Genomic DNA, 19,599 nt, shown 5'->3' with positions numbered 1-19,599 from the left:
GGCATCACCTCGGGTTGGGCGAGACCGACGCGGCCACCAGTTCGGCAGCGCCTTCGGGCACCATGGTCAGGGCGCCCGTCGGACACATGGCCACGCAGATCCCGCAGCCTTTGCAGTAGTCGTAGTTGAAGCCTTCCATCAGGCGGTCGTGCACCACGATGGCCGGTTCGGGGCAGTGCGCCCAGCACAGCAGACAGTTCACGCAGAGCGCCTCGTTGAAGACCGGCCGTTCGTTGCGCCAGCCCCCGGTTTTCGGGAACCAGCGGATCTCCGGCGTGATGACGCCGCCGATGGGCAGGGCATAGTAGGGTGGAAGCGCCCGGCTTCCTTCGGAGCGTGGACGTGGCGGCAGCGTCTCGGGCGCTACCGCTTCGAGCGCGACGGTCTCATGGTAGCCCCGTCGGAGCGCTTCCAGGTTGGCCTTGACGACTTCAGGCCGACGCTTACCCAGAAACGCCTGCAGTGCCCCTTCCAGCGTGGGTAGCTGGATGAAGTCCAGCGTGCTGGCCAGTGCACCCAGCAGCGGCACGTTGGCGAACCGCGAGCCCGTTTCTTCGGCGATCGCCGCTGCATCGACGCATACGATGCGGCCGGGATAGCCGGTCTGCTCCCGGATCGCCTCGGGCGGACGTGTCGTGTTGATCACGAGCACGCCGTCCGGGGCCAGCCCTTCGCACACGTCCTCGGCTTCGAGCAGCGTTTCGTCCAGCACGGCCACCCGGTGCGGCGTGTAGACGCCCGAGTGCAGCACGATCGGCCGATCGTCCAGCCGGTTGTAGGCCCGCACCGGGGCACCGCTCCGCTCCGGTCCGTACTCCGGAAACGCCTGGGCGTACTTGCCACTGCGCAGCGCGGCCAGCGCCAGGATCTTCGAGACCGTGATGGCGCCCTGACCGCCACGCCCGTGCCAGCGAATCTCCAGCATGTCAGTCTTCCTCCTTCCCGTTGGTTGCCGGGACGCTGCGCCGGCGGGGCTTGATCAGGCGATCGATGGCACGGGCCGCCAGCTTGCCGTGCTGTACGGCCTCGACCACCGTGCCGCCGCCGTTGACGCAGTCGCCTCCGGCAAACACCCGGGGATGGCTTGTGCGGAAGTTTTCGTCCACCCATACGCGCCCGCGCTCCAGCCGCAGTCCGGGCAGGCCGGAGAGCAGGTCGGTACGGGGTTGCTGTCCGATGGCAAAGACGACCGTATCGGCGGGCACCACGAATTTGGTCCCTTCGACCACCTGAGGCCGCGGACGCCCGCCCGACGGATCGGGCACCAGGCGCGTGCGGACGCACTCGACGCCCGAGACGCGCACTTCGCCCAGCAGCCGAGTCGGCAACGTCAGCCACTCGAACTGCACACCTTCCTCGTAGGCGGCCTCCACCTCGTGCCGGAAGGCCGGCATTTCGGCTTCGGTGCGCCGGTAAAGCACCGTCACGTGCCGGGCACCCAGCCGTACGGCCTCGCGCGCCACGTCGATGGCCGTGTTGCCCCCGCCGATCACCACCACGCGATCACCGATCGGCGGCGGATTCATCGCCTTGATGCGTTCGATGAAGCGCAGCGACGGCCACACGCCTTCCAGGTCGATGCCCTCCAGCTCCAGCGGCATGTCGCCGTCCATGCCCACGCCCAGAAACAGCGCGTCGTGTCGCGCTTCGAGGTCGGCCAGCGACAGGTCGCGGCCGATGCGTGTGTTGAAGCGGAAGGTGACGCCCAGCCGCCGGATGGCCTCGACCTCCTGTGGGATGGGATCGACCATTTGCTTGTAGGGGGCGATGGCCGACACGACCAGCCCGCCGGGCTCCGGCGCGGCCTCGTAGACGATCACTTCATGGCCCAGGCGCGCCAGCTCGGCCGCGCAGGCCAGCCCCGCCGGACCGGCGCCCACCACCCCGACGCTGAGCGGCCGGCGCACGCGCCGCGGACGTGGATGGATCTCGGCGCCCGCTTCCAACGCGGCATCCGTGGCGTAGCGCTGCAAACGGCCGATGGCCACAGGCCGCCGCTTCTCATGGGTCAGCACGCAGGCGCCCTCGCAGAGCGCTTCCACCGGACAGACGCGCGCGCAGCTTCCCCCCAGCACATTCGCCTCGAAGATGATCCGGGCCGAATGCAGCGGATCACCCTCCCGAATGGCCCGGATGAAGCCCGGGATGTCGATGTGCGTGGGGCAGGCTTCGATGCAGGGGGCCGGTCGGCCATCCCGTCCACATTCCAGACAGCGCGCAGCTTCCAGAAGAGCCTGGTCGTCCGTCAGGCGGGGGCGCTCCTCTTCGTAAACCGTACGAATGTTTGCCGTCAGTTCCATGATGCGGCCTCCGGTTGGTGGCACTTCGTACGGCGGCTGCCCCGCCTCTCAGGGAGGCGTTTCGGAGTCGCCAGTATTACTGACTACAAGATCGTACAGTTGTTGCGCTTGGCAAGCGAGATATGGCAAAATAGATGTGAATAGAATGACAAAAAGATATGGGCAATTTTTGTATCACAATACATTGGTTAACCAGGTAATCCAGCGCTCCAATCCTTCGCCGGTTCGACAGGAGAGTTCGAAGACGGGAGCCCGGGTAAGTGCGCGAAGGTGCCGGTAGAACTGCTCCCGCTCGAAGTCGCACAGCGACGCCAGGTCGATCTTGTTGAGCACGATGGCGTCGCTACGGGCAAAGATGGCCGGGTACTTCAGCGGCTTGTCGTGTCCTTCGGCCGCGCTGACGAGGCAGATGGTGTAGTGCGCGCCCAGGTCCCAGTGCGTGGGACAGATCAGGTTGCCGACGTTTTCGATAAAGAGCAGGTCGAGCGCCTCCAGGTCGAGCTGCGCAAGCGCTTCGTCGATCATGCGGGCTTCCAGGTGGCAGGTGCCGCCCGTGTTGATCTGGACGGCGTCGCGGGCGCCGGCCGTCAGTACCTGTGCCGTGTCGATGCTTCCGGCGATGTCGCCTTCGAGCACGCCGATGCGATAGCGGTCGCGCAGCTGCTCGATGGTGCGACGGATCAGGCTGGTCTTGCCAGCGCCCGGGGCCGCGATCAGGTTGAAGACGCGCACGCCGGCTTCGTCGAAGCGCCGACGCAGCGCGCGAGCCAGCGCGTCGTTGTCGGCCTGCACGCGGCGGGCCACCCGGACGATTTTGACTTCGGGTTCCATGGCGTTCGGTCAGGACAGGAGTCCAAAGAGCAGCAACGCCACACCGGCGTAGCGGAGCGCGTCAGCGCGTTGCCACCGGTGCAGGAGCCGTCCGGTCAGATACCCTGCGCCCGTCAGCAACGCCGTGCTGGCAAGCAGGCCAAGCACGTAGCTCAGGCCGACCTCCGGAAGGACCTCGGTGCCGTGCACATGCCCGTGCACCAGGCCGAACAGAGCCACCAGCACCAGACTGAGCGCGGTCGGCACGCGCAGTAGCAGCGCCAGCGCCGCGCCGAGGAGCAGCACCGAGCCCAGTACGCCGATTTCGGCAACCGGGGTGGGCCAGGTCGCCCCCAGCGGCAGTCCAACCAGCAACGCGCTCAGAAAGACCACGGGCAGCCGACGGCCCGGAGCGCCCGGTTGCAGCGTGGCCCAGAGTCCCACGCCCAGCGCGGCCAGCAGGTGATCCAGGCCCGTCAGCGGATGCAGCAGACCGTGTCCGAAGCCGACGGGAGGCACAGCGCCCGTATGGGCCAGTGCCACCATGGGCGTCGTGAGCAGCAACATCGGCAGCCAGCGCCACGCGGCCGCCGTCGAAGCAGGACGTGTCCGATTCATGGCAGAAGAAAGGACGCGTTCAGAACACATTGATCAAGAAAGGCACAGGCCGGGCTATGTCAAGTGAGGTGCTGTCAAACCTTCGAAAAGATATGATGAAAACACCTGCAACCCGAACCGCCAAAACAAAAAAAGCCTCGCCGGAATATCCGGCGAGGCGCAACCGGCTCCTCGGGCAGGGCTCGAACCTGCAACCCCCTGGTTAACAGCCAGGTGCTCTACCAATTGAGCTACCGAGGAGTGAAAGCGGGCGCTAAATTACAACCGCACTCTGAGGGTCGTCAAGCACCGCGCCCCTGCTTGACGGCCTTTTCAAACGCCTGAAGGTGCGCCAGGTTCACTTCAACAACAATCCGCAGACCGACGGGAGATCGCTCCCACGGCCCGGGCGTTTAACGAACCGTCCCGGCGCGGGTGCCCGGCGACGAAAAGGCCGTGAAGCTCGACGTCGGGAACTTGCGAAGCGATCGGTGATTTGTTATCATCGCAATCCGCAAGCCCAAAGGCCCGGGTGGCGGAACTGGTAGACGCGCATGATTCAGGGTCATGTGGGGGTAACCCCGTGGGGGTTCGAATCCCTCCCCGGGCACCACGAAGCAACCCCTGCCGATTTCGGCAGGGGTTTTTTGTTGGCTTTTTTCGTCGAGGCACTTCGTGTGCTACGGCCGGGTGGACTGCTGCTTGTGTTTATTGCCCTTCTTGTGCGGCGGCGCGGCGGGACGACGCCCGTTGTCTGACCGGTACAATTCCCGAAGTCGATTACCTGGCGGCTGGCTTTATGGTGGAATACGTGGAACGTAGCGTCGGCACCGGGCCGGTCGTTTCGCTGCAAGTGCGGGCGCGTCGATCACCGTAGGGATTTCCCCGACAACGCGCGTCGGGCTTCACCTGACGGCCGGATGCAGGGAGGACGGGTGGCTTAGGAATTCTGGTGTGCATATCCTGTTATAACAGGATGTGTAAACCGGAAAAAAACAGGCAGCGCCATGGCAGAAAAAACGCACTACGAAGTGGTGATTGTGGGGGGCGGAACGGCCGGCATTACGGTGGCCGCGCGGTTGCGTCGCGCCAAAAATCCGCCGGAAGTGGCGATTATCGAGCCCTCCACAAAGCATTACTACCAGCCGCTCTGGACGCTGGTGGGCGCGGGCGTCTTCCCACCCGAAGCTTCGGTGCGGGACGAAGCCGACTACATCCCACCGGGCGCCACGTGGATCCAGGATCGTGTGGTGGCGCTCGACCCGGACAACGATCGGGTGCAGACCGCCGGCGGCCGGACCATCGAATACGACTACCTGGTGCTGGCGCCGGGTATTCAGCTCGACTGGGACAAAATCCCCGGCCTCAAAGAATCGCTGGGCAAATACGGCGTCACGAGCAACTACGCCTACGAGCTGGCACCCTACACCTGGCAGGTGATGCAGCAGCTCAAGCCCGGCGACCGCGCGCTCTTCACGCAGCCCTCGACACCGGTCAAGTGCGGCGGTGCGCCGCAGAAGATCATGTACCTGACGGCCGACCACCTGCGCCGCCGGGGGATTCTGGACCAGGTGGAGATTCATTTCTTCACGCCGGGCGTCGTGATTTTCGGCATACCGGAGTTTGCCCGGACGCTGGAAAAGGTGATCGAACGCTACGGCATTCAGGTGCACTTTCGCCATGAACTGGCCGAGGTGCGGGGACCACAGCAGGAGGCCGTCTTTCATCTGAAGGACGAACAGGGCAACGTGCTCGAAGAGCGGGTGCACCGGTTCAACATGCTGCACGCCGTACCGCCGCAGAGCGCGCCGAACTTCATCAAGCACAGCAAGGTGGCCAACGCCGAGGGATGGGTGGATGTGGACAAATACACGCTCCAGCACGTGCGCTACCCGAACATCTTCGCGCTGGGGGATGCGGCGGGTACGCCCAATGCGAAGACCGGCGCGGCCGTGCGCAAGCAGGCGCCCGTGGTGGTGCACAACCTGCTCCAGCTCCGGGAGCACGGAGCGCTCGTCAACCCGAAGCACTACAACGGCTACAGCTCGTGCCCGCTGGTGACGGGCTACGGCAAACTGGTGCTGGCCGAGTTCGACTACGACAACCGGCCCATGCCGTCGTTTCCGTTCGACACCACGAAGGAGCGGTACTCGATGTACCTGCTCAAGAAGTACGTGCTCCCCTGGCTGTACTGGAACCTGATGTTGCGCGGAAAGGCTTAGCGACCGTTTTCGGTGCGAAGCGTCCGCCATTCCTCGAACACGCGGGCGAAGCCGGCGGCCAGTTCGGGAGCTGGGCCCTCGAGCCGGACCTCGGGCCGTCCGGCGGGCGGCAGGCCTTCAGGGAAGCGGATCGTGATGCGGCTGTAGCGGCCGTCGCCGTGGCCGATGTAGCATTCGGGTTCGGGCAGATGCGGTCCCTCGAAGCGGGCCAGCCCGAGGCGGTCCAGCACGGCGTCGGCGGCCGTCCGTCCCTGAGCCGTGGCGACGCCGGCCGCGCGGGGCAGGGACGTGCGTGTCGCGTCGCCCACGACGAACAGGCCGGGCTCGGCCGTCTCCAGCCGTTCATCGACGGACACCAGCACGCCCTCGTCCGGTAGCGCCGCCAGCATGGGCGCGCGTCCGTGCGGCGGAACGACCAGCGCCAGGTCGAAGGCCAGGCGGCTTCCGTCGGTAAAGACGAGCTCCCGATCGGTGCCGGCGGACCAGTCGGGCCGGCGGCCGAGCTGCACTTCGACGCCGGCCTCGGCGCAGGAGCGGAGCAGAAACTCCGGGATGCCATGCCCCAGTGAGGCCAGCGGTGCCTCCTCGGGCGTGGTCAGCGTGAGCTGCACGTCGCGTCGGTGGTGGCGGTAGAAGGCCGCCAGTTGCATGGCCAGGCTGTAGGGAGCGGGCGGACAGCGGTAGGGTAGGCCGGAGATGACCACGACGAGGCGGCCGCGCTGCAGGTGTGCGACGGCTTCCCGAGCAACTTCGGCCGTCGTGGGACTCCAGAAGGCGAACACGTTCGGCCGGGCGGGCACGGCCGTCAGGTTCAGGTGCAAACCGGGGGCCGCGATGACCGCGTCGGCTTCCAGCGTGCGCCCGCCGGCCAGCACGACGCCCCGGCCGGTCGCCCGTTGCACTTCGCCCTGCTGCACCTCGATGCCCCGAAGCCGAAGCGGCGTGCGCCAGTGGGCGGCGGGCGCTTCGCCCAGCACGGTGGCAATCGTGCCCGGCAGAAACTCCGCCGTCGCTTCTCGTTCGATCAACACGATCTCCAGTCGGTCGCCGATCCGCTCACGCAACCGCCGGATGGCCGCGATGCCACCCGGTCCGGCACCGATCACCAGAATCCGTCGCTTCATGGTTCAGATATTGTCCCTGTCATGGTTATCATGTTCGGGCAGTTCGGCTTTCGGGAGAGCGGCCAGGTAACGGTCGACCTGGCCCCATTGCTCCAGAATGTGGAGCACGGCGCGATGGGGCGTCAGGAAGAAATGATCTGCGCCGAGCAGATCGACCAGCCCGGCGCGGCGCATCGTTTCCATGACCGGCTCCTTGACGCCCGCGAAATAAAGCGCCACGCCTCGGTCGGCCAGCGTTTCGGCCACGCGCTGGAGGGCCGCCGCGGCCGTCGTATCGAGGTCGTTGATGGAGGAGGCGTCGATGACCACGGCGCGGATGGACGGGTCGTCGCGCGTGCGATCCAGCAGCAGATCCTGCAGAAAGTCGGCATTGGCGAACGAGAACGAAGCGTCCACGCGCAGCAGGAGCAGTCCGGGGATCGGCCGCGCCTCGGGATGATGGCGCCGATCCCGGAAGGAGCGCGTACCCGGCAGGTGGCCCAGTTCGGCCACATTGGGCCGGCTGATGCGGTACATGACGGCCACGATGGAGGCGACGATGCCGCTGAGCACCCCCTCCCGCACGCCTATCAGCAGTGTGACGGCGAAGGTCAACAGCGCCACGGCGCCGTCCGTGCGTTTGATGCGCCAGAGCTGGCGTAGACCGCGCAGATCGAACAATCCCAGGGCGGCGACGATGATGATGGCGGCCAGCGCAGGTACCGGCAGAAAGTGAAACAGCGGGGTAAGCACCAGCAGCGTGAGGCCAACTACGGTGGCGGCCACCACGTTGCTCAGGGGCGTACAGGCACCGGCCCGGGCGTTGACGGCCGTGCGCGAAAAGCTTCCGGAAACAGGCAGGCTCTGAAAAAAGCTTCCCACCAGGTTGGCCGCGCCGATCGCCAGCAGCTCCCGGTTGGGACGGACGCTGTAGCGATAGCGGGCGGCAAAGACCTTCCCCAGCGTAATCACGTTCATGAACTGCACGAGCGCCAGCGTGACGGCCGTCGGCAGCAGCGCACGCACGGTGGACAGCTCAAGTTCGGGTGGTGCAAAGGAGGGCAGGCCCCGGGGAATGGAGCCCACGACGGCCACCCCCAGCCGATCCGGCCGCAACAGCCAGACCAGCAACGTGCCGAGCACCACTACGACCAGCGCCGAGGGCAGACGCGGCGCGAAGCGCTGCAGACCCACCAGCAGTAGCAACGCACCGACGCCCAGCGCCAGCGTGAGCAGGTGCACCTCCGGAAGATGCGTGAGCGTCAGCCAGAGCCGGACCGGCAGCGACGAGGCGGACGGCAGCGAAAGCCCCAGCAGGCTGTCTACCTGGCTGAAGGCGATGATGAGCGCCGCTCCCGAGGCGAAGCCGGTCAGCACCGGACGGGAGAGCAGGTTGACCAGAAAGCCCAGCCGCGCCAGCCCCATGACGAGCTGAAGCACGCCAACCAGCGCCGTCAGCAGTAGCGCCAGCGCCAGGTAGCGGGGCGAGCCCGGCTCGGCCAGCGGCGTCAGTCCGGCCGCCACGATGAGCATGTCGATGGCGATGATGCCGACAGCCAGATGGCGCGAGGTGCCCAGCAATGCGTAAACGAGCAGAGGAATCAGGGAGGCATACAGGCCATAGACCGGTGGCACACCGGCCAGCAGGGCGTAGGCCATACTCTGGGTCACGAGCATGACACCCACCGTCAACCCGGCCACCAGATCCCCCTTCAGCTCGGCACGGCCGTAGCGGGGTAGCCAGTCCAGTGCCGGTATCAGGCGGCGTGCCGGTAAACGATATGAAAACCTTCCAGACAATGATCGCGCAGTCCTGTATTACCTGGAAACACAAACGCTGCAGAAGATATGGAGATCGCCTTCTGGACGCCTGCGCGGTGAACTCATCAACCCACTGCACGTACCAGCACAAAAGCAGGAGTCGTTCAGACGGTTGGTCCGTGGCGATGCTGGTGCTTTATCGACGAAAGAAAGATCCGGTGGCTGACGAAGTAGCCGAGCGACTTCGCGAGCTGGTGCTGGCGCATCGGGTGGTGCCGGTGGACGGCGACGCGCAGCTTCCGGATGGCTCGGTGCCGGCCGCCTGGCCGGTGCTGGCCGAAAGCAACGGAGCGCGCTACGAGGGCGCCGAGGCCATTCGGGCCTTTCTGGACACACTGACCTACGAGGTGACGCTCAACCGGCAGTTTCAGTCCGACGCCTGCTACCTGGACCCCGACAATCCCACGCACTGCCTTTAACCCCGCCGTTTCCAGACCAGCGTCTTATGGCTACAGAAAAATTGACAATTCGGCTGGATCGCGCACTGGTGGCTCGGGCACGCCGGATTGCACGGGAACGGGGCATTCCGCTTTCACGGCTGATTGCCGAACTGCTCCAGCAGTTACCTGAAGTGCCGAAGCAACAAACCGCAACGGTTGACTGGAAACAGTCGTTGCCTCCGCGCACGCGTCGCCTGGTCGGTCTCGCTGCAGGCGCCGGATGAAATTCTGGTTTCAACCTATGTGCTGGAGATTTCGGGGCTTTTAGGCATTTCCGATGCGACCGCCTGCACAATGCGGGCGGCATCCGCTACGGCAGCCCGCGCCTCTTCAAAGCTGATGTCCGGAAGGTCGCCAGGGTATCGTGCCTCTACGGCATATTCGGTGAGTCGCTCAAGGTCGACTTGCAGATGTCTGACTCGCCAGCGGGAGGGGATGCGGGTATGTAGCGCCTCCAAGTCATGAGTACGAGGGAAAAAGATCCCTTCAGCGATTAACACAGCCTTTAATGCTTTTTCGGCAGCCTGCTGGGCAAGCCAGGCAGGATGGCGTGGAATAACCTCGCCCATGGCAAGAAGCCGTTGGGCAGTTGTCAGATCTTCCTGTGCATAGCGAAGCCAGCGCCGCGCTTCTCGAAGGCGAAATTGTAAATGGCTATGTGCGCTCATAGATGACCCGCCCTTCCTGAATGGCCTGACCGACTACGTGCCAGAAACAGCCTTTCAAACGGGCTACTTCTTCCGGTGTGGCTACAAAAATATCTTTGGCCACAGGCAGATCTGAAAGTACCCGCCGCATGGCAATGGCCGTTTCCCGCTTATGGTCCACCTTGTCGAGTACGACAAGCAGATCCAGATCGCTTGCTTCGTCGGCTTGGTACCGGGCATGCGAACCGAATAGTACGATCTGAACCGGATTGAAATGCTGCACCAGACGACGTACGATTTCGTCGAGATAGGTGAGCGCCGGGGATGTCTGGACAGCCATTTCGTTCCGTTGTCGCGTTTCCAAGGGGATATAAAAGAATTGGTGCTGACGGTTCCGAACGGGACGGATTTTTAACCCCGCCGTTGCCAGACCAGCCGCATGGTGGCAGCGGGGCCGCGGTGGCCCGGACCTTCGTTCAGTTCGGGCGTGGCATTTTCCAGCAGGAGAATCCCTTCCGGATCAAAATGCCGGCGCAGCTCGTCGGCCGTTACCATCCAGCTTGGATCGGGTGGGCCGCCGCTGGTGTAGCCCTCGGTGCGCTGCTCGGGACGAAACCACTCGGCGATCAGGTAGCCACCGGGGCGCAGGATGCGATGGATCAACGCATAGAGGGCGGGGCGCGCCTCGGGCGGCAGGTGCAGAAAAGTGATCACCACGGCGTCCCAGGTACGGTCCGGTTGCCATCGCGTGACGTCGGCCCGGATCGTCTCGACGGCGACGCCCTGCTGTGCGGCCAGTCGGCGCGTTTTTTCCAGCCCGGCCTCGGCGTAATCGACGGCCGTCACCTGGAAGCCCCGGCGCGCCAGCCAGACGGCATTGCGGCCCTCACCCGCGCCCAGCTCGACCACCTCGGCACCGGGCCGGAGGTAGCGTGGCGCTGTTTCGGCCACGAAGGCGTTGGGCTCGGTGCCGTAGAAAAACGTCGGCTCCGCAAAGCGCTGATTCCAGAGTTCAGGGCGCATCGTTCAGCAGTTCACTGAGGGGTTGGCGGGCCCAGAGCACGGTACCCGTCTGCAGGGCGGCTCGGGCCAGCGGCTGGCCACGTCGGATCTCGGCCAGCGTGTAGGGAAAGAGGTCCAGATCCACCGGAAACGTCTCGGGGCGGTACCGGTCAATCCGCTCCAGAAAAGGCCGATCCGAGTCTCGAAGTACCACCAGCACATCTATGTCGCTTCCCACGCCGGCCTCGCCTCGTGCCCACGAGCCGAAGCACACCACGGCCAGCACTTCTTCCCGATGCTGGAGGGTTTCGACGAGCGCCTGCAGCGCCGCCTCAACCCGACGCCGGTCCAGCGAGAAGACCGTGACCGAACCGAAGGATTGCTTCTGCACAGCGGATGGCATGTTCGGCTTCCTGGCGCGTGAAGAATTCCGTCGGGGCACCTTCCAGCAGGCCGTTGGGGTAGCGCGTGGGAATGTATAGCTTGTCCAGCACTTTGGCGGCATCCAGGAGGTCGGCTTCGATCGCCACCCCCTGGGCCTTCAGGGCCTTTTCGGCCGCCTGCTGCGCCGCAGCTCACTCGTAGTCTTCGTCTTCCAAGCGCATGACGGGCATGGTGCAGGTCGGCTTCGGCCTGCACCCACCAGTCACGGGCGCGTTGCATGTGGCAAGGCGATGGATTTCCAGGCGTGGCAACCTGACCCACGCGTCCGGCGGATGTTCCGCCTTCAGCGCGCCATTTCGGCGCCGGCGCGGGCCAGCTCTTCCTGTCCGCCGCTGGTGCAGGTTTCCAGGCCACGTTCGCGCAGCAGTCGGGCGGCCTGTCCGCTTCGATTGCCGGAGCGACGGTAATACCTGGAAAACTATATATCATCCCGTAGAAACCGCACGAAAGCCCTGCTGCAGCAGGTGCCAGAGGGTAGCCGGGTCGAGGCCGTTGAGGCCGGTGCGGAGGCGCAGCGTGCACCAGAAGTCCAGCGCCAGCATCTGTACGAAGTGGATCGGCACGGCGATCCAGAACGAGCGGCAGCGCCACACGAGCGCACCCAGCAGCAGTCCGCCGGGGATCGAGAGCAGCGCCTCGGCCGCAGGCTTGTTGAAGTGCAGCGCGGCGAACGGAAGCATCTGCACGAAGATCGCATAGAGGCCCAGCGCCGGGGCCGTGCCGAACAGCATGAAGCCCCGCCACAGGTACTCCCAGCCAATCCAGTACACCAGAAACAGCAATTCGTAAAGCAGAAACATGCTCCAGTCGTGGACGGCGACCCGCAGGCGCGGGTTGATGGCCTGAAAGGCCGGATCGGCCGAAAGCACCCAGGTTCCGACCAGCACTACGGGCACGTAGAGCGCCAGCACGAGCAGTCCAAAACGCAGGTCGCCCGTACCCAGTCCGATCTCGGCAGCGCGGCGCCGGAAGACCAGCCGGAGCAGCGCCACGGGCACGACGAAGCCCAGCACACCCTGCAGGACGGTCCACCACGTCCAGGCCGCCAGTGGCGTGGCCGGAAGTGCCAGCTCCGGCGCCAGCTTGTCGAGGTAGAAGGCGCGTCGGCCGACGAGCAGCTGCAGGTAGGCGAGCAGCGGCGCGGCCAGCAGGACCACGACGGCCTGGCGGTCGAGCCGTTGCAGCGCCCGCCACAGGCGGTGCAGTTCCAGAGCGAGGCGGCCGCTCATTCCGAAGTCGGGGGCGTTTCGGCCGGCAGATAGCGCATGAAAAACTCGTAGATGCGCAGGATGCGGTCCATGCGGCGCTTCGGGTCGCCCGAGCGCGACAGCTCGTGCCCTTCGTCCGGATAGCGCACGTACTCGACGGGCCGGCCCAGAATTTTCAGGCTTTTGTAGAGCATTTCACTCTGGATGACGCCGGTGCGCAGGTCGCGGTCGCTGTGCATGATCAGCAGCGGCGTGCGGATCCGGTGCACCCAGGTGATCGGCGAGTTGTACAGGATCACGTCGCGCACCGAGACCGTGTCGCCGTGCAGCAGGGCGGGTGTTTCCTGATCCCACGGGTAGCCGCCGAAGTGCCAGGGCACCAGTCGCCAGGCGTTCCCTTCGCCCAGGAAGGTCTGCAGGTCGTAGACGCCGCGCTGGGCCACGGCCGCCCTGAAGCGATGGTCGTGCGCCACGATCCAGGCCGTCAGGTAGCCCGCATAGGAGCCGCCGGTCACCACCTGGCGCTCCGGGTCGATCCACGGAAGCCGGGCCGCCGCGCTCGCCACGGCCAGTACGTCGCCGGCCGGCCCGTCGCCCCAGTCCTGGTAGTTGGCCCGACGGAAGGCGCGGCCGTAGCCACCCGAGCCGCGCGGGTTCGAGAACACGACGGCAAAGCCCTTGCTCGCAAAGAACTGGAATTCGTGCCACATGGTGGCCTCGCCCGGACCCCACATGGCCGCCGGCCCGCCATGGATTTCCAGCAGCATGGGGTAGCGCCGGCCCTTCTCGAAGAAGGCCGGCTTCATCACCCAGTACTGGATCTCCAGCGTGTCGCGCTTGAGCGTGAACGACTCGGGCCGGCTCAGGCGCTTCGTACGCAGCCACGAAGCGTTGTGCTCGGTAAGACGACGGGGACGCTTGAAGGCCAGGTCGGACGCGTAGAGTTCGTACGGATTCGTCGGCTCGGTGAGCACGTAGTAGACGGTAGCCTCGCTCAGGTCGTAGTCGCGCACGCCGCGGTCGTAGTCGAGCAGGCGCTCGATTTTCGGCTTCAGGCGTACCACTTCGTCGGCGCTGAAGCGGGCACGTGAGGTGGTGGTGTCCGGCATCGTTGCTTCGGCAGGACGTGGCGGGTGCAGGTCGAAAAACGAAATGCGATAGAGTGGGAAGCCGCCGTTCGAGGGCGCTACGAAGTACAGGTAGCGCATGTCGGGTGCCCATTTCAGGTTGCCCGCCGAGCGGTCGAAGTGCAGCGTGAGCAGCTCGGGTGGGCGGCGCCCATCGATTCGGAACAGACCGATTTCGGTCTGGGCGTAGCCCGAGTCGGCCAGCGGCGAGGCCAGAAAGGCGATCCACTGGCCGTCGGGCGACGGTGTGGGCGCAAAGAGCGCGTAGCCGTCGATATGAAGCAGCAGGTTGATGCGGCTGGTATCGACGTCGATCAGATAGAGGTCGCTGCCGCGGGCGCGGTCCGGGTGACGGGTGGAGTCGAGCAGCGCAGCGGCTACGATCTGGCGGCCGTGCGGCAGCCATTCGGCACCGGAGAACGAGAAGAAGCCGCGGGTCAGCGCCCGGGGCGTCGCGCCGGGACGGGGTTCGACGACGTACAGGTGCTGAAAGCGCAGGTGCGGCTGCAGCGACTGCTCGCCCTGAAAGTCGAGCCGGTGGAAGACGCGCGGGTTGCCGTCGGCTTCGTTGCGGGCCAGCCAGGCGCGGATTTCGGCGAGGGAGCCGTTGGGGTTCGGGCGGGCGCCGGCCGTGTCGGCCGCCGTGCGAGCCGGTCGTTCATCGGGCCAGGGCGGCGTGCCCTCGGCGCGGCGCACGTCCTTTTCGGAGAGCGTGGCGGTAAAGAGCAGCAGCGAGCCGTCCGGACTCCAGCGGGGCCGGCTCGCGCCGTAGCGGAAGTCGGTGAGCTGCTCGGCCTCGCCGCCAAAGAGGGAAATCACGAAGAGCTGGGGCTTGCCGCCGACCGGCCGCACGAAGGCGATCCGATCGCTTTCCGGATGCCAGGCGGGCTGGCTGGCCGTCCGGTCGCCGTGCGTGTAGGCGCGGGGCGGGGTACTCCCGTCGGTGGGTACCAGGTACAGATGCGTGCGGTAGGCGTAGCGCACATCGGGTTCGGTTTCGACGGTATCGATCTGGCGCACGATGTAGGCGAGCCAGCGGCCGTCGGGCGAGACCGTCGGACTTTCAAGCTGGCGAATGCGCAGCAGGTCGGTGACCGTGATCGGCTCGTTGCCGTCCTGGGCGACGGCGTTCCATACCAGCACCAGAGCAAACAGCGCAATCCATCCGGCGCGACGCATCGCGGTACGCATGGGTGGTCGAGGGCTGAATCCTTGAGCAGACGCGGAAAAAGATACAAACCCGACGTCAGCGATGGGCGATTCCGCCGGGAATTCGTGGAAGGCTCAGCCCAGCCCCAGCAGGCGGCCGCCCTGGTAGACGAGCAGCGAGAACAGGTAGGCCAGCGCGAACATGTACAGCCACATGACGGCCGGCCATTTCCAGGTGCCCAGCTCGCGCCGTGCCACGGCCAGCGTGCTCATGCACTGGAGGGCGAACACGTAGAAGACCATCAGGCTGACGGCCACCAGCGGCGAAAAGGCCGGGTCGGCCCGCAGCGCCTGACGCAGGATGACTTCGTCCTCACCGGCATGCGCCACGCCGTAGATGGTGGCCATGGTGCCCACGATCACCTCGCGGGCCGGGAAGGAAGAGATGATGCCGGCCGTGATCTTCCAGTCGAAGCCCAGCGGCCGCATGAGCGGCTCCAGCGCATGGCCCAGGCGCCCGATGAAGCTCTGGCTGATCTGGCGGGCGGCTTCGGCATCGGCGATGGGTGCCAGGCGCTCCTCATAGGCCGCTTCCAGCTCCTCGAACGCCGAGTCCGGGGCGCCGATGGCTTCGAGGCTATCGCGGGCGTGCGCGTACCAGGCTTCCAGCGCCTGGCGCTCGGCCGCCAGCTCCGGATCCAGCTCGGCCCGCGGAAAGCTCGCCAGAAACCAGATCACAATGCTCAGTCCGAAGATGATTTTCCCGGCCCGCGTGACGAACGCCTTGGCGCGGTCGATCATTCGATAGACGATCTGCTTGAACTGGGGCGCCCGGTAGGGCGGCAGCTCCATGACGAAGTAGGCGCTCTCGCCCTTGAAGACGAACGTCTTGAGCACCCAGGCCGCCGCGAAGGCCATGGCCGTGCCCAGCAGGTAGAGGCTGAACATGGCCAGCCCCTGGGCATTGAGCGGGCCCAGGATCGGGATGTTCGGAATGAAAGCCGCGATGAACAGCGTGTAGACGGGCAGGCGGGCCGAGCAGCTCATCAGGGGGGTGACCATGATCGTGATGATCCGGTCGCGCTCGTTGTCGAGCGTGCGCGCGGCCATGATGGCGGGCACGGCGCACGCATAGCCGCTCAGCAGGGGCACCACCGAGGCGCCGCTCAGTCCCAGCCTGCGCATGAGGCGGTCCATGATGAACGCCGTGCGGGCCATGTAGCCGGTGTCTTCCATGATCCCCAGGAAGAAGAACAGCAGCAGGATCTGGGGCAGGAAGACGAGCACGTTGCCCACGCCCGTGATGGCGCCGTCGACGATCAGGTCTTCCAGGAAGCCGTCGGGCATGACGGTACGCACCTGCTCGCCGGTCCAGGCCACGGCTGCCTCGATGGCGTCCATGAACGGCACGGCCCAGGAAAAGATGGCCTGGAAGATGAGCAGCAGCAGCACGAAGAAGATGAGCGGCCCGGCCACGCGGTGCGTGAGCACGGCGTCGATGCGGTCCGAAAGCGTACGCTCCCGGGCATCCGGACGCTTGCGCAGCACCTCGGCCACGAGCGGACTCAGCCAGCCGTAGCGGCCGATCATTTCGGCCTGACGGTAGGGCACCTTGCGGGCCTCCAGGTCCCGGCGGGCTTCCCGCACGGCCTCGTAGAAGCGCGGCGCGCGCTGCTTCCAGGCCTCGAGCAGCGTATCGCTGGTCAGGGCGCTGAGCGCCTCGAAGAACCGTTGCCGCTCGGGCACGTCCGGGGCCTCCTCGCCCAGCCGCTGCGCCAGCTCTTCCACGACGGAGGCCACGGCCGGCATGAGCGTCCAGCGTCGCTCGGCCGGGGGCGGCGGCACGCCACGCAGCAGGAGTTCCTTCAGGCGATCGATGCCCTGGCCTTTGCGGGCCACCATGGGCACCACCGGTACGCCCAGCCGCCGCGCCAGCCCCTCGACGTCCAGCTCCAGGCCGTTTTCGGCCAGCGCGTCCATCATGTTGAGCGCCACCACGACGGGCAGGCCCAGATCCATGATCTGGGAAACCAGGTAGAGGTTGCGCTCCAGGTTCGTGGCATCCACCACACACACGACCACGTCGGGCGCGGGCTCGTCCCGCATGCGCCCGACCAGCACCTCGTAGGCGACGCGTTCGTCGATGGAGCGGGGGTTCAGGCTGTAGGTGCCGGGTAGATCGACGACTTCGACGCTTTCGTGCCCGACCAGCCGGCCGCTTTTGCGTTCGACCGTCACGCCCGGATAGTTGGCCACCTTCTGGCGCAATCCGGTCAGCAGGTTGAAGAGCGTGGTTTTCCCCACGTTCGGATTGCCGGCCAGTGCAATGCGATGGGCAATGGTCGGCGCCCGGGGCGCTTCGACGGCAACGGCCGGTTCGTGACAGCTTCCGCTCATAACCGCTCCACCAGAATCAACTCGGCTTCGTGCTTTCGAATGGAGAGATGGAAACCACGGACTTTCAGGTCGATGGGGTCGCCCAGGGGAGCCAGCCGGACCAGTTCGACCTCGGTGCCGGGCAGCAGGCCCATTTCGAAGATGCGCGGCGGGAGCTGGTCGCTGACGTAGCCTGTCACGCGGCCCCGCTCGCCCGGCCGGAGATCACGCAGCGTCGTCATCGCTCAGGCGGGCACGGCAAACAGCCGCATGGCCACTTCGCGTTGCAGCGCCAGCCGACAGGCCCCCACACCCAGGATGCACTTGTCGGCGTTGAGCATCACGCAGGCCCGACAGCCCTCACGCACGCCCAGCTCACGCAGCCGTTGCGCCTGCTCCTCGTCGAGGGCCAGCCACTCGATCTGCACGTATTGCCCTTTCTGGAAACAGGTCAGCGGGGCCGCATCACTCCGCATGGCTTCCTACCTCCGGCCGTTGGCTTTAGCTTAGACATAGTCTAAATGTCCGCGCGCAGAAATGCAACGCCCGACGCCCGCGGGGTTTCCTCTTCAAGAAATTTTATTGGCCGACGGGAGTCTCGACACGCTGCAACTTCAGGTCGCGCAGCCGGAGCTGGATGCGGGTCTGCCCCTGCCAGGTGTTTTCCTGAAGCGTGAAAGCCAGGGCAAGCGGTTGACCGGTGCGGCGGCTGTGCTGCACGGCCGGGAGCAGGCGTCCCAGCCCGAAGCCGATCACCTCGCAGGGAGGGTCGTCGGGATGGGCCCGCTGGCGCACGTAGAACTTCAGATGCTTGCCGTCGTCGCCCACCTGTTGGGGTTCGCCCACCACCTCCAGATCGCGGGCCATGAACAGGGGTTCTTCGTTTTCGGGACCGTGCGGCCCGAAGTGCTGGAGCAGACGCCAGAAGCGCTCGTCGAGCGTGTGCAGGTCGAGCAGTGCGTCGATCTCCAGGCGGGGGACGAGCAGCTCGGGCGTCATCCGGGCGCCCACCGCCTCGTTGAAGCGCTCGCGGAAGGCTTCGAGTCGGGCTTCTTCCAGCGCCAGACCGGCCGCGTAGGTATGGCCGCCGAACTGCAGCAGCAGGTCCTCACAGTCGCGCAGTGCCTCGTAGATGTTGATCCCGGCAATGGATCGGGCCGAGCCTTTGAGGATGGAATCGACGGCACAGAGCAGGATGGTAGGACGGTAGAAGCGCTCGACGATGCGGCTGGCCACGATCCCGATGACGCCCAGGTGCCAGTCGGGATGGTAGAGCACGAGCGCGTGGCGGTCGTCGCGGGCCGTGATTTGGCGTTCGGCCTGGGCGATGGCTTCTTCGAGCGTCCGGCGGTCGAGTTGCTGGCGCTCGCGGTTGGCCGCGTCCAGCTCGGCGGCCAGTGCGTCGGCCGTGGCGGTGTCTTCGGTCAGCAGGAGCGCTACGGCCCGGTTGGCGTCGCCCAGGCGTCCGGCCGCATTGATGCGGGGGGCCAGCCCGAACACGATCCCGTGCATGGTGAGCGTTTCCAGAGGATAACGGGCGCGGGCGGCCAGTTGCTGCAGGCCCGGTCGCGTGCTCCGGCGCAGATGGCGCAGCCCTTCGGCCATGAGGATGCGGTTTTCGCCGGTCAGCGGCACGATGTCGGCCGCCGTCGAGAGCGCCACCAGATCGAGGTACCGGTAGGCCGCCTCGGGCGACTCGCCCAGCACCTGGAGCGTAGCCTGCACCAGCTTGAAGGCCACCGCGCAGCCCGAAAGCTCGGGGAAGGGATAGGGACAGTCCGGGCGCTTGGGATCGAGCACGGCCACCGCCTCGGGCAATGTGGCGCCGGCCGTGTGGTGGTCGCAGATGATCAGATCGACGCCGCGCGCGCGGGCGTAGGCCGCCTCTTCGGCGGCGGTGATGCCGCAGTCCAGGGCGATGAGCAGCCGGGTGCCGGCTTCCAGCGCTTCTTCGAGCGCCTTTTGCGTGAGGCCGTAGCCGTGCCGGAAGCGGTCGGGAACGAAGTAACGGACGGGCACGCCACGCTCCTTCAGGAATGAGGTCATGAGCGCCGTGGCCGTCGTGCCGTCCACGTCGTAGTCGCCATAGACGAGCACCTGCTCCCGGTCTTCGATGGCACGCGCCAGGCGCCGGGCGGCCGCTTCCATGTCGGCCATCAGAAAAGGATCGTGGAGCTGATCGAGCGCCGGCCGGAAAAAGGCACGTGCCGCTTCCACCGTCGTAATGCCCCGCGCCACCAGCACGCGGGCCAGCGGCTCGGGCAGGTAGTGTGCGGCCGCCATCAGCGTGGCCACGGCGTTCGGATCGGGCAGGGGGCGGCGAACCCACCGGTACTTGCGCATGGCGTGCGTT

Annotated in this window: 20 protein-coding genes and 2 tRNA genes; 4 read left to right on the top strand and 18 right to left on the bottom strand. The window is 66.1% G+C overall.

Annotated features, from left to right (window positions below; all coding sequences use genetic code 11):
* Window positions 1–4: 4 nt before the first annotated feature.
* From GYH26_RS13895 to GYH26_RS13875, 5 genes are all read right to left on the bottom strand, one after another.
* The gene (locus GYH26_RS13895) at window positions 5–925 is read right to left on the bottom strand and encodes a 2-oxoacid:acceptor oxidoreductase family protein (RefSeq protein WP_161542158.1); all 921 of its coding nucleotides are present in this window, start codon (window positions 923–925) and stop codon (window positions 5–7) included.
* Between the two features lies 1 nt (window position 926).
* Complete coding sequence (locus GYH26_RS13890; RefSeq protein WP_161542157.1) at window positions 927–2,300, bottom strand: NAD(P)-dependent oxidoreductase; 1,374 nt, start codon at window positions 2,298–2,300, stop codon at window positions 927–929.
* 174 nt (window positions 2,301–2,474) lie between these two features.
* Window positions 2,475–3,131 carry a hydrogenase nickel incorporation protein HypB gene (gene hypB / locus GYH26_RS13885; protein ID WP_161542156.1) on the bottom strand — a complete coding sequence of 219 codons (657 nt, stop codon included), beginning with the start codon at window positions 3,129–3,131 and terminating at the stop codon, window positions 2,475–2,477.
* 9 nt (window positions 3,132–3,140) lie between these two features.
* Window positions 3,141–3,728, bottom strand: a complete 588-nt coding sequence (locus tag GYH26_RS13880; RefSeq protein WP_161542155.1) for a HupE/UreJ family protein — start codon at window positions 3,726–3,728, stop codon at window positions 3,141–3,143.
* Window positions 3,729–3,895: 167 nt separating this feature from the next.
* Window positions 3,896–3,968: transfer RNA gene (locus GYH26_RS13875), tRNA-Asn, on the bottom strand.
* Window positions 3,969–4,233: 265 nt separating this feature from the next.
* On the opposite strand from GYH26_RS13875, the gene GYH26_RS13870 reads away from it, so the two are divergent.
* Both GYH26_RS13870 and GYH26_RS13865 read left to right on the top strand, forming a co-directional pair.
* Window positions 4,234–4,320: transfer RNA gene (locus GYH26_RS13870), tRNA-Leu, on the top strand.
* A gap of 394 nt (window positions 4,321–4,714) precedes the next feature.
* Entirely contained in the window at window positions 4,715–5,929 is a 1,215-nt protein-coding gene (locus GYH26_RS13865) for an NAD(P)/FAD-dependent oxidoreductase (RefSeq protein ID WP_161542154.1), read from the top strand.
* On the opposite strand, the gene GYH26_RS13860 is transcribed toward GYH26_RS13865, so the two are convergent.
* Both GYH26_RS13860 and GYH26_RS13855 read right to left on the bottom strand, forming a co-directional pair.
* Window positions 5,926–7,053 (bottom strand): NAD(P)/FAD-dependent oxidoreductase, encoded by a 1,128-nt coding sequence (locus GYH26_RS13860; RefSeq protein ID WP_161542153.1) that lies wholly within the window; start codon window positions 7,051–7,053, stop codon window positions 5,926–5,928. The genes GYH26_RS13865 and GYH26_RS13860 overlap by 4 nt on opposite strands.
* Before the next feature lie 3 nt (window positions 7,054–7,056).
* Entirely contained in the window at window positions 7,057–8,832 is a 1,776-nt protein-coding gene (locus GYH26_RS13855; RefSeq protein ID WP_161542152.1) for a SulP family inorganic anion transporter, read from the bottom strand.
* Between the two features lie 179 nt (window positions 8,833–9,011).
* Between GYH26_RS13855 and GYH26_RS13850 the strand changes: the two genes are divergently transcribed.
* Window positions 9,012–9,272, top strand: coding sequence for a hypothetical protein (locus tag GYH26_RS13850; RefSeq protein WP_161542151.1), 261 nt, complete (start codon window positions 9,012–9,014; stop codon window positions 9,270–9,272).
* Between the two features lie 26 nt (window positions 9,273–9,298).
* Entirely contained in the window at window positions 9,299–9,517 is a 219-nt protein-coding gene (locus tag GYH26_RS13845) for a DUF6364 family protein (protein ID WP_161542150.1), read from the top strand.
* Between the two features lie 15 nt (window positions 9,518–9,532).
* Here GYH26_RS13845 and GYH26_RS13840 read toward each other — a convergent pair whose 3' ends face one another.
* The 11 genes from GYH26_RS13840 to recJ form a co-directional block, all read right to left on the bottom strand.
* Window positions 9,533–9,961, bottom strand: coding sequence for a HEPN domain-containing protein (locus GYH26_RS13840; protein ID WP_161542149.1), 429 nt, complete (start codon window positions 9,959–9,961; stop codon window positions 9,533–9,535).
* Complete coding sequence (locus GYH26_RS13835) at window positions 9,948–10,280, bottom strand: nucleotidyltransferase domain-containing protein (protein ID WP_161542148.1); 333 nt, start codon at window positions 10,278–10,280, stop codon at window positions 9,948–9,950. Before GYH26_RS13835 ends, GYH26_RS13840 begins: the two co-directional genes overlap by 14 nt.
* 71 nt (window positions 10,281–10,351) lie before the next feature.
* Window positions 10,352–10,963 (bottom strand): SAM-dependent methyltransferase, encoded by a 612-nt coding sequence (locus GYH26_RS13830; protein ID WP_161542147.1) that lies wholly within the window; start codon window positions 10,961–10,963, stop codon window positions 10,352–10,354.
* Window positions 10,953–11,345: a nucleotidyltransferase domain-containing protein gene (locus GYH26_RS13825; protein WP_161542146.1), complete on the bottom strand. Its 393-nt coding sequence runs from the start codon at window positions 11,343–11,345 to the stop codon at window positions 10,953–10,955. Before GYH26_RS13825 ends, GYH26_RS13830 begins: the two co-directional genes overlap by 11 nt.
* Window positions 11,275–11,436 (bottom strand): HEPN domain-containing protein, encoded by a 162-nt coding sequence (locus tag GYH26_RS15700; protein ID WP_272487325.1) that lies wholly within the window; start codon window positions 11,434–11,436, stop codon window positions 11,275–11,277. Before GYH26_RS15700 ends, GYH26_RS13825 begins: the two co-directional genes overlap by 71 nt.
* Window positions 11,437–11,811: 375 nt before the next feature.
* Window positions 11,812–12,615, bottom strand: coding sequence for a CPBP family intramembrane glutamic endopeptidase (locus GYH26_RS13815; protein ID WP_161542145.1), 804 nt, complete (start codon window positions 12,613–12,615; stop codon window positions 11,812–11,814).
* Entirely contained in the window at window positions 12,612–14,900 is a 2,289-nt protein-coding gene (locus GYH26_RS13810) for a S9 family peptidase (protein ID WP_242006446.1), read from the bottom strand. The genes GYH26_RS13815 and GYH26_RS13810 overlap by 4 nt, the downstream gene beginning before the upstream one ends.
* A 105-nt stretch (window positions 14,901–15,005) precedes the next feature.
* Window positions 15,006–17,267: a ferrous iron transport protein B gene (feoB, locus tag GYH26_RS13805; RefSeq protein WP_161542143.1), complete on the bottom strand. Its 2,262-nt coding sequence runs from the start codon at window positions 17,265–17,267 to the stop codon at window positions 15,006–15,008.
* Window positions 17,264–17,488 (bottom strand): FeoA family protein, encoded by a 225-nt coding sequence (locus GYH26_RS13800; protein WP_012845052.1) that lies wholly within the window; start codon window positions 17,486–17,488, stop codon window positions 17,264–17,266. The genes feoB and GYH26_RS13800 overlap by 4 nt, the downstream gene beginning before the upstream one ends.
* A gap of 3 nt (window positions 17,489–17,491) precedes the next feature.
* The gene (locus tag GYH26_RS13795; protein WP_054685863.1) at window positions 17,492–17,722 is read right to left on the bottom strand and encodes a FeoA family protein; all 231 of its coding nucleotides are present in this window, start codon (window positions 17,720–17,722) and stop codon (window positions 17,492–17,494) included.
* 103 nt (window positions 17,723–17,825) lie between these two features.
* Window positions 17,826–19,589 carry a single-stranded-DNA-specific exonuclease RecJ gene (recJ, locus tag GYH26_RS13790; protein ID WP_161542142.1) on the bottom strand — a complete coding sequence of 588 codons (1,764 nt, stop codon included), beginning with the start codon at window positions 19,587–19,589 and terminating at the stop codon, window positions 17,826–17,828.
* Window positions 19,590–19,599 lie beyond the last annotated feature (10 nt).

The organism is Rhodothermus marinus, assembly GCF_009936275.1.
In the GTDB taxonomy this organism is placed as follows: domain Bacteria; phylum Bacteroidota; class Rhodothermia; order Rhodothermales; family Rhodothermaceae; genus Rhodothermus; species Rhodothermus marinus_A.
Note: the sequence above shows the minus strand (reverse complement) of the source record. Positions and strands in the feature narration are given on the sequence as shown.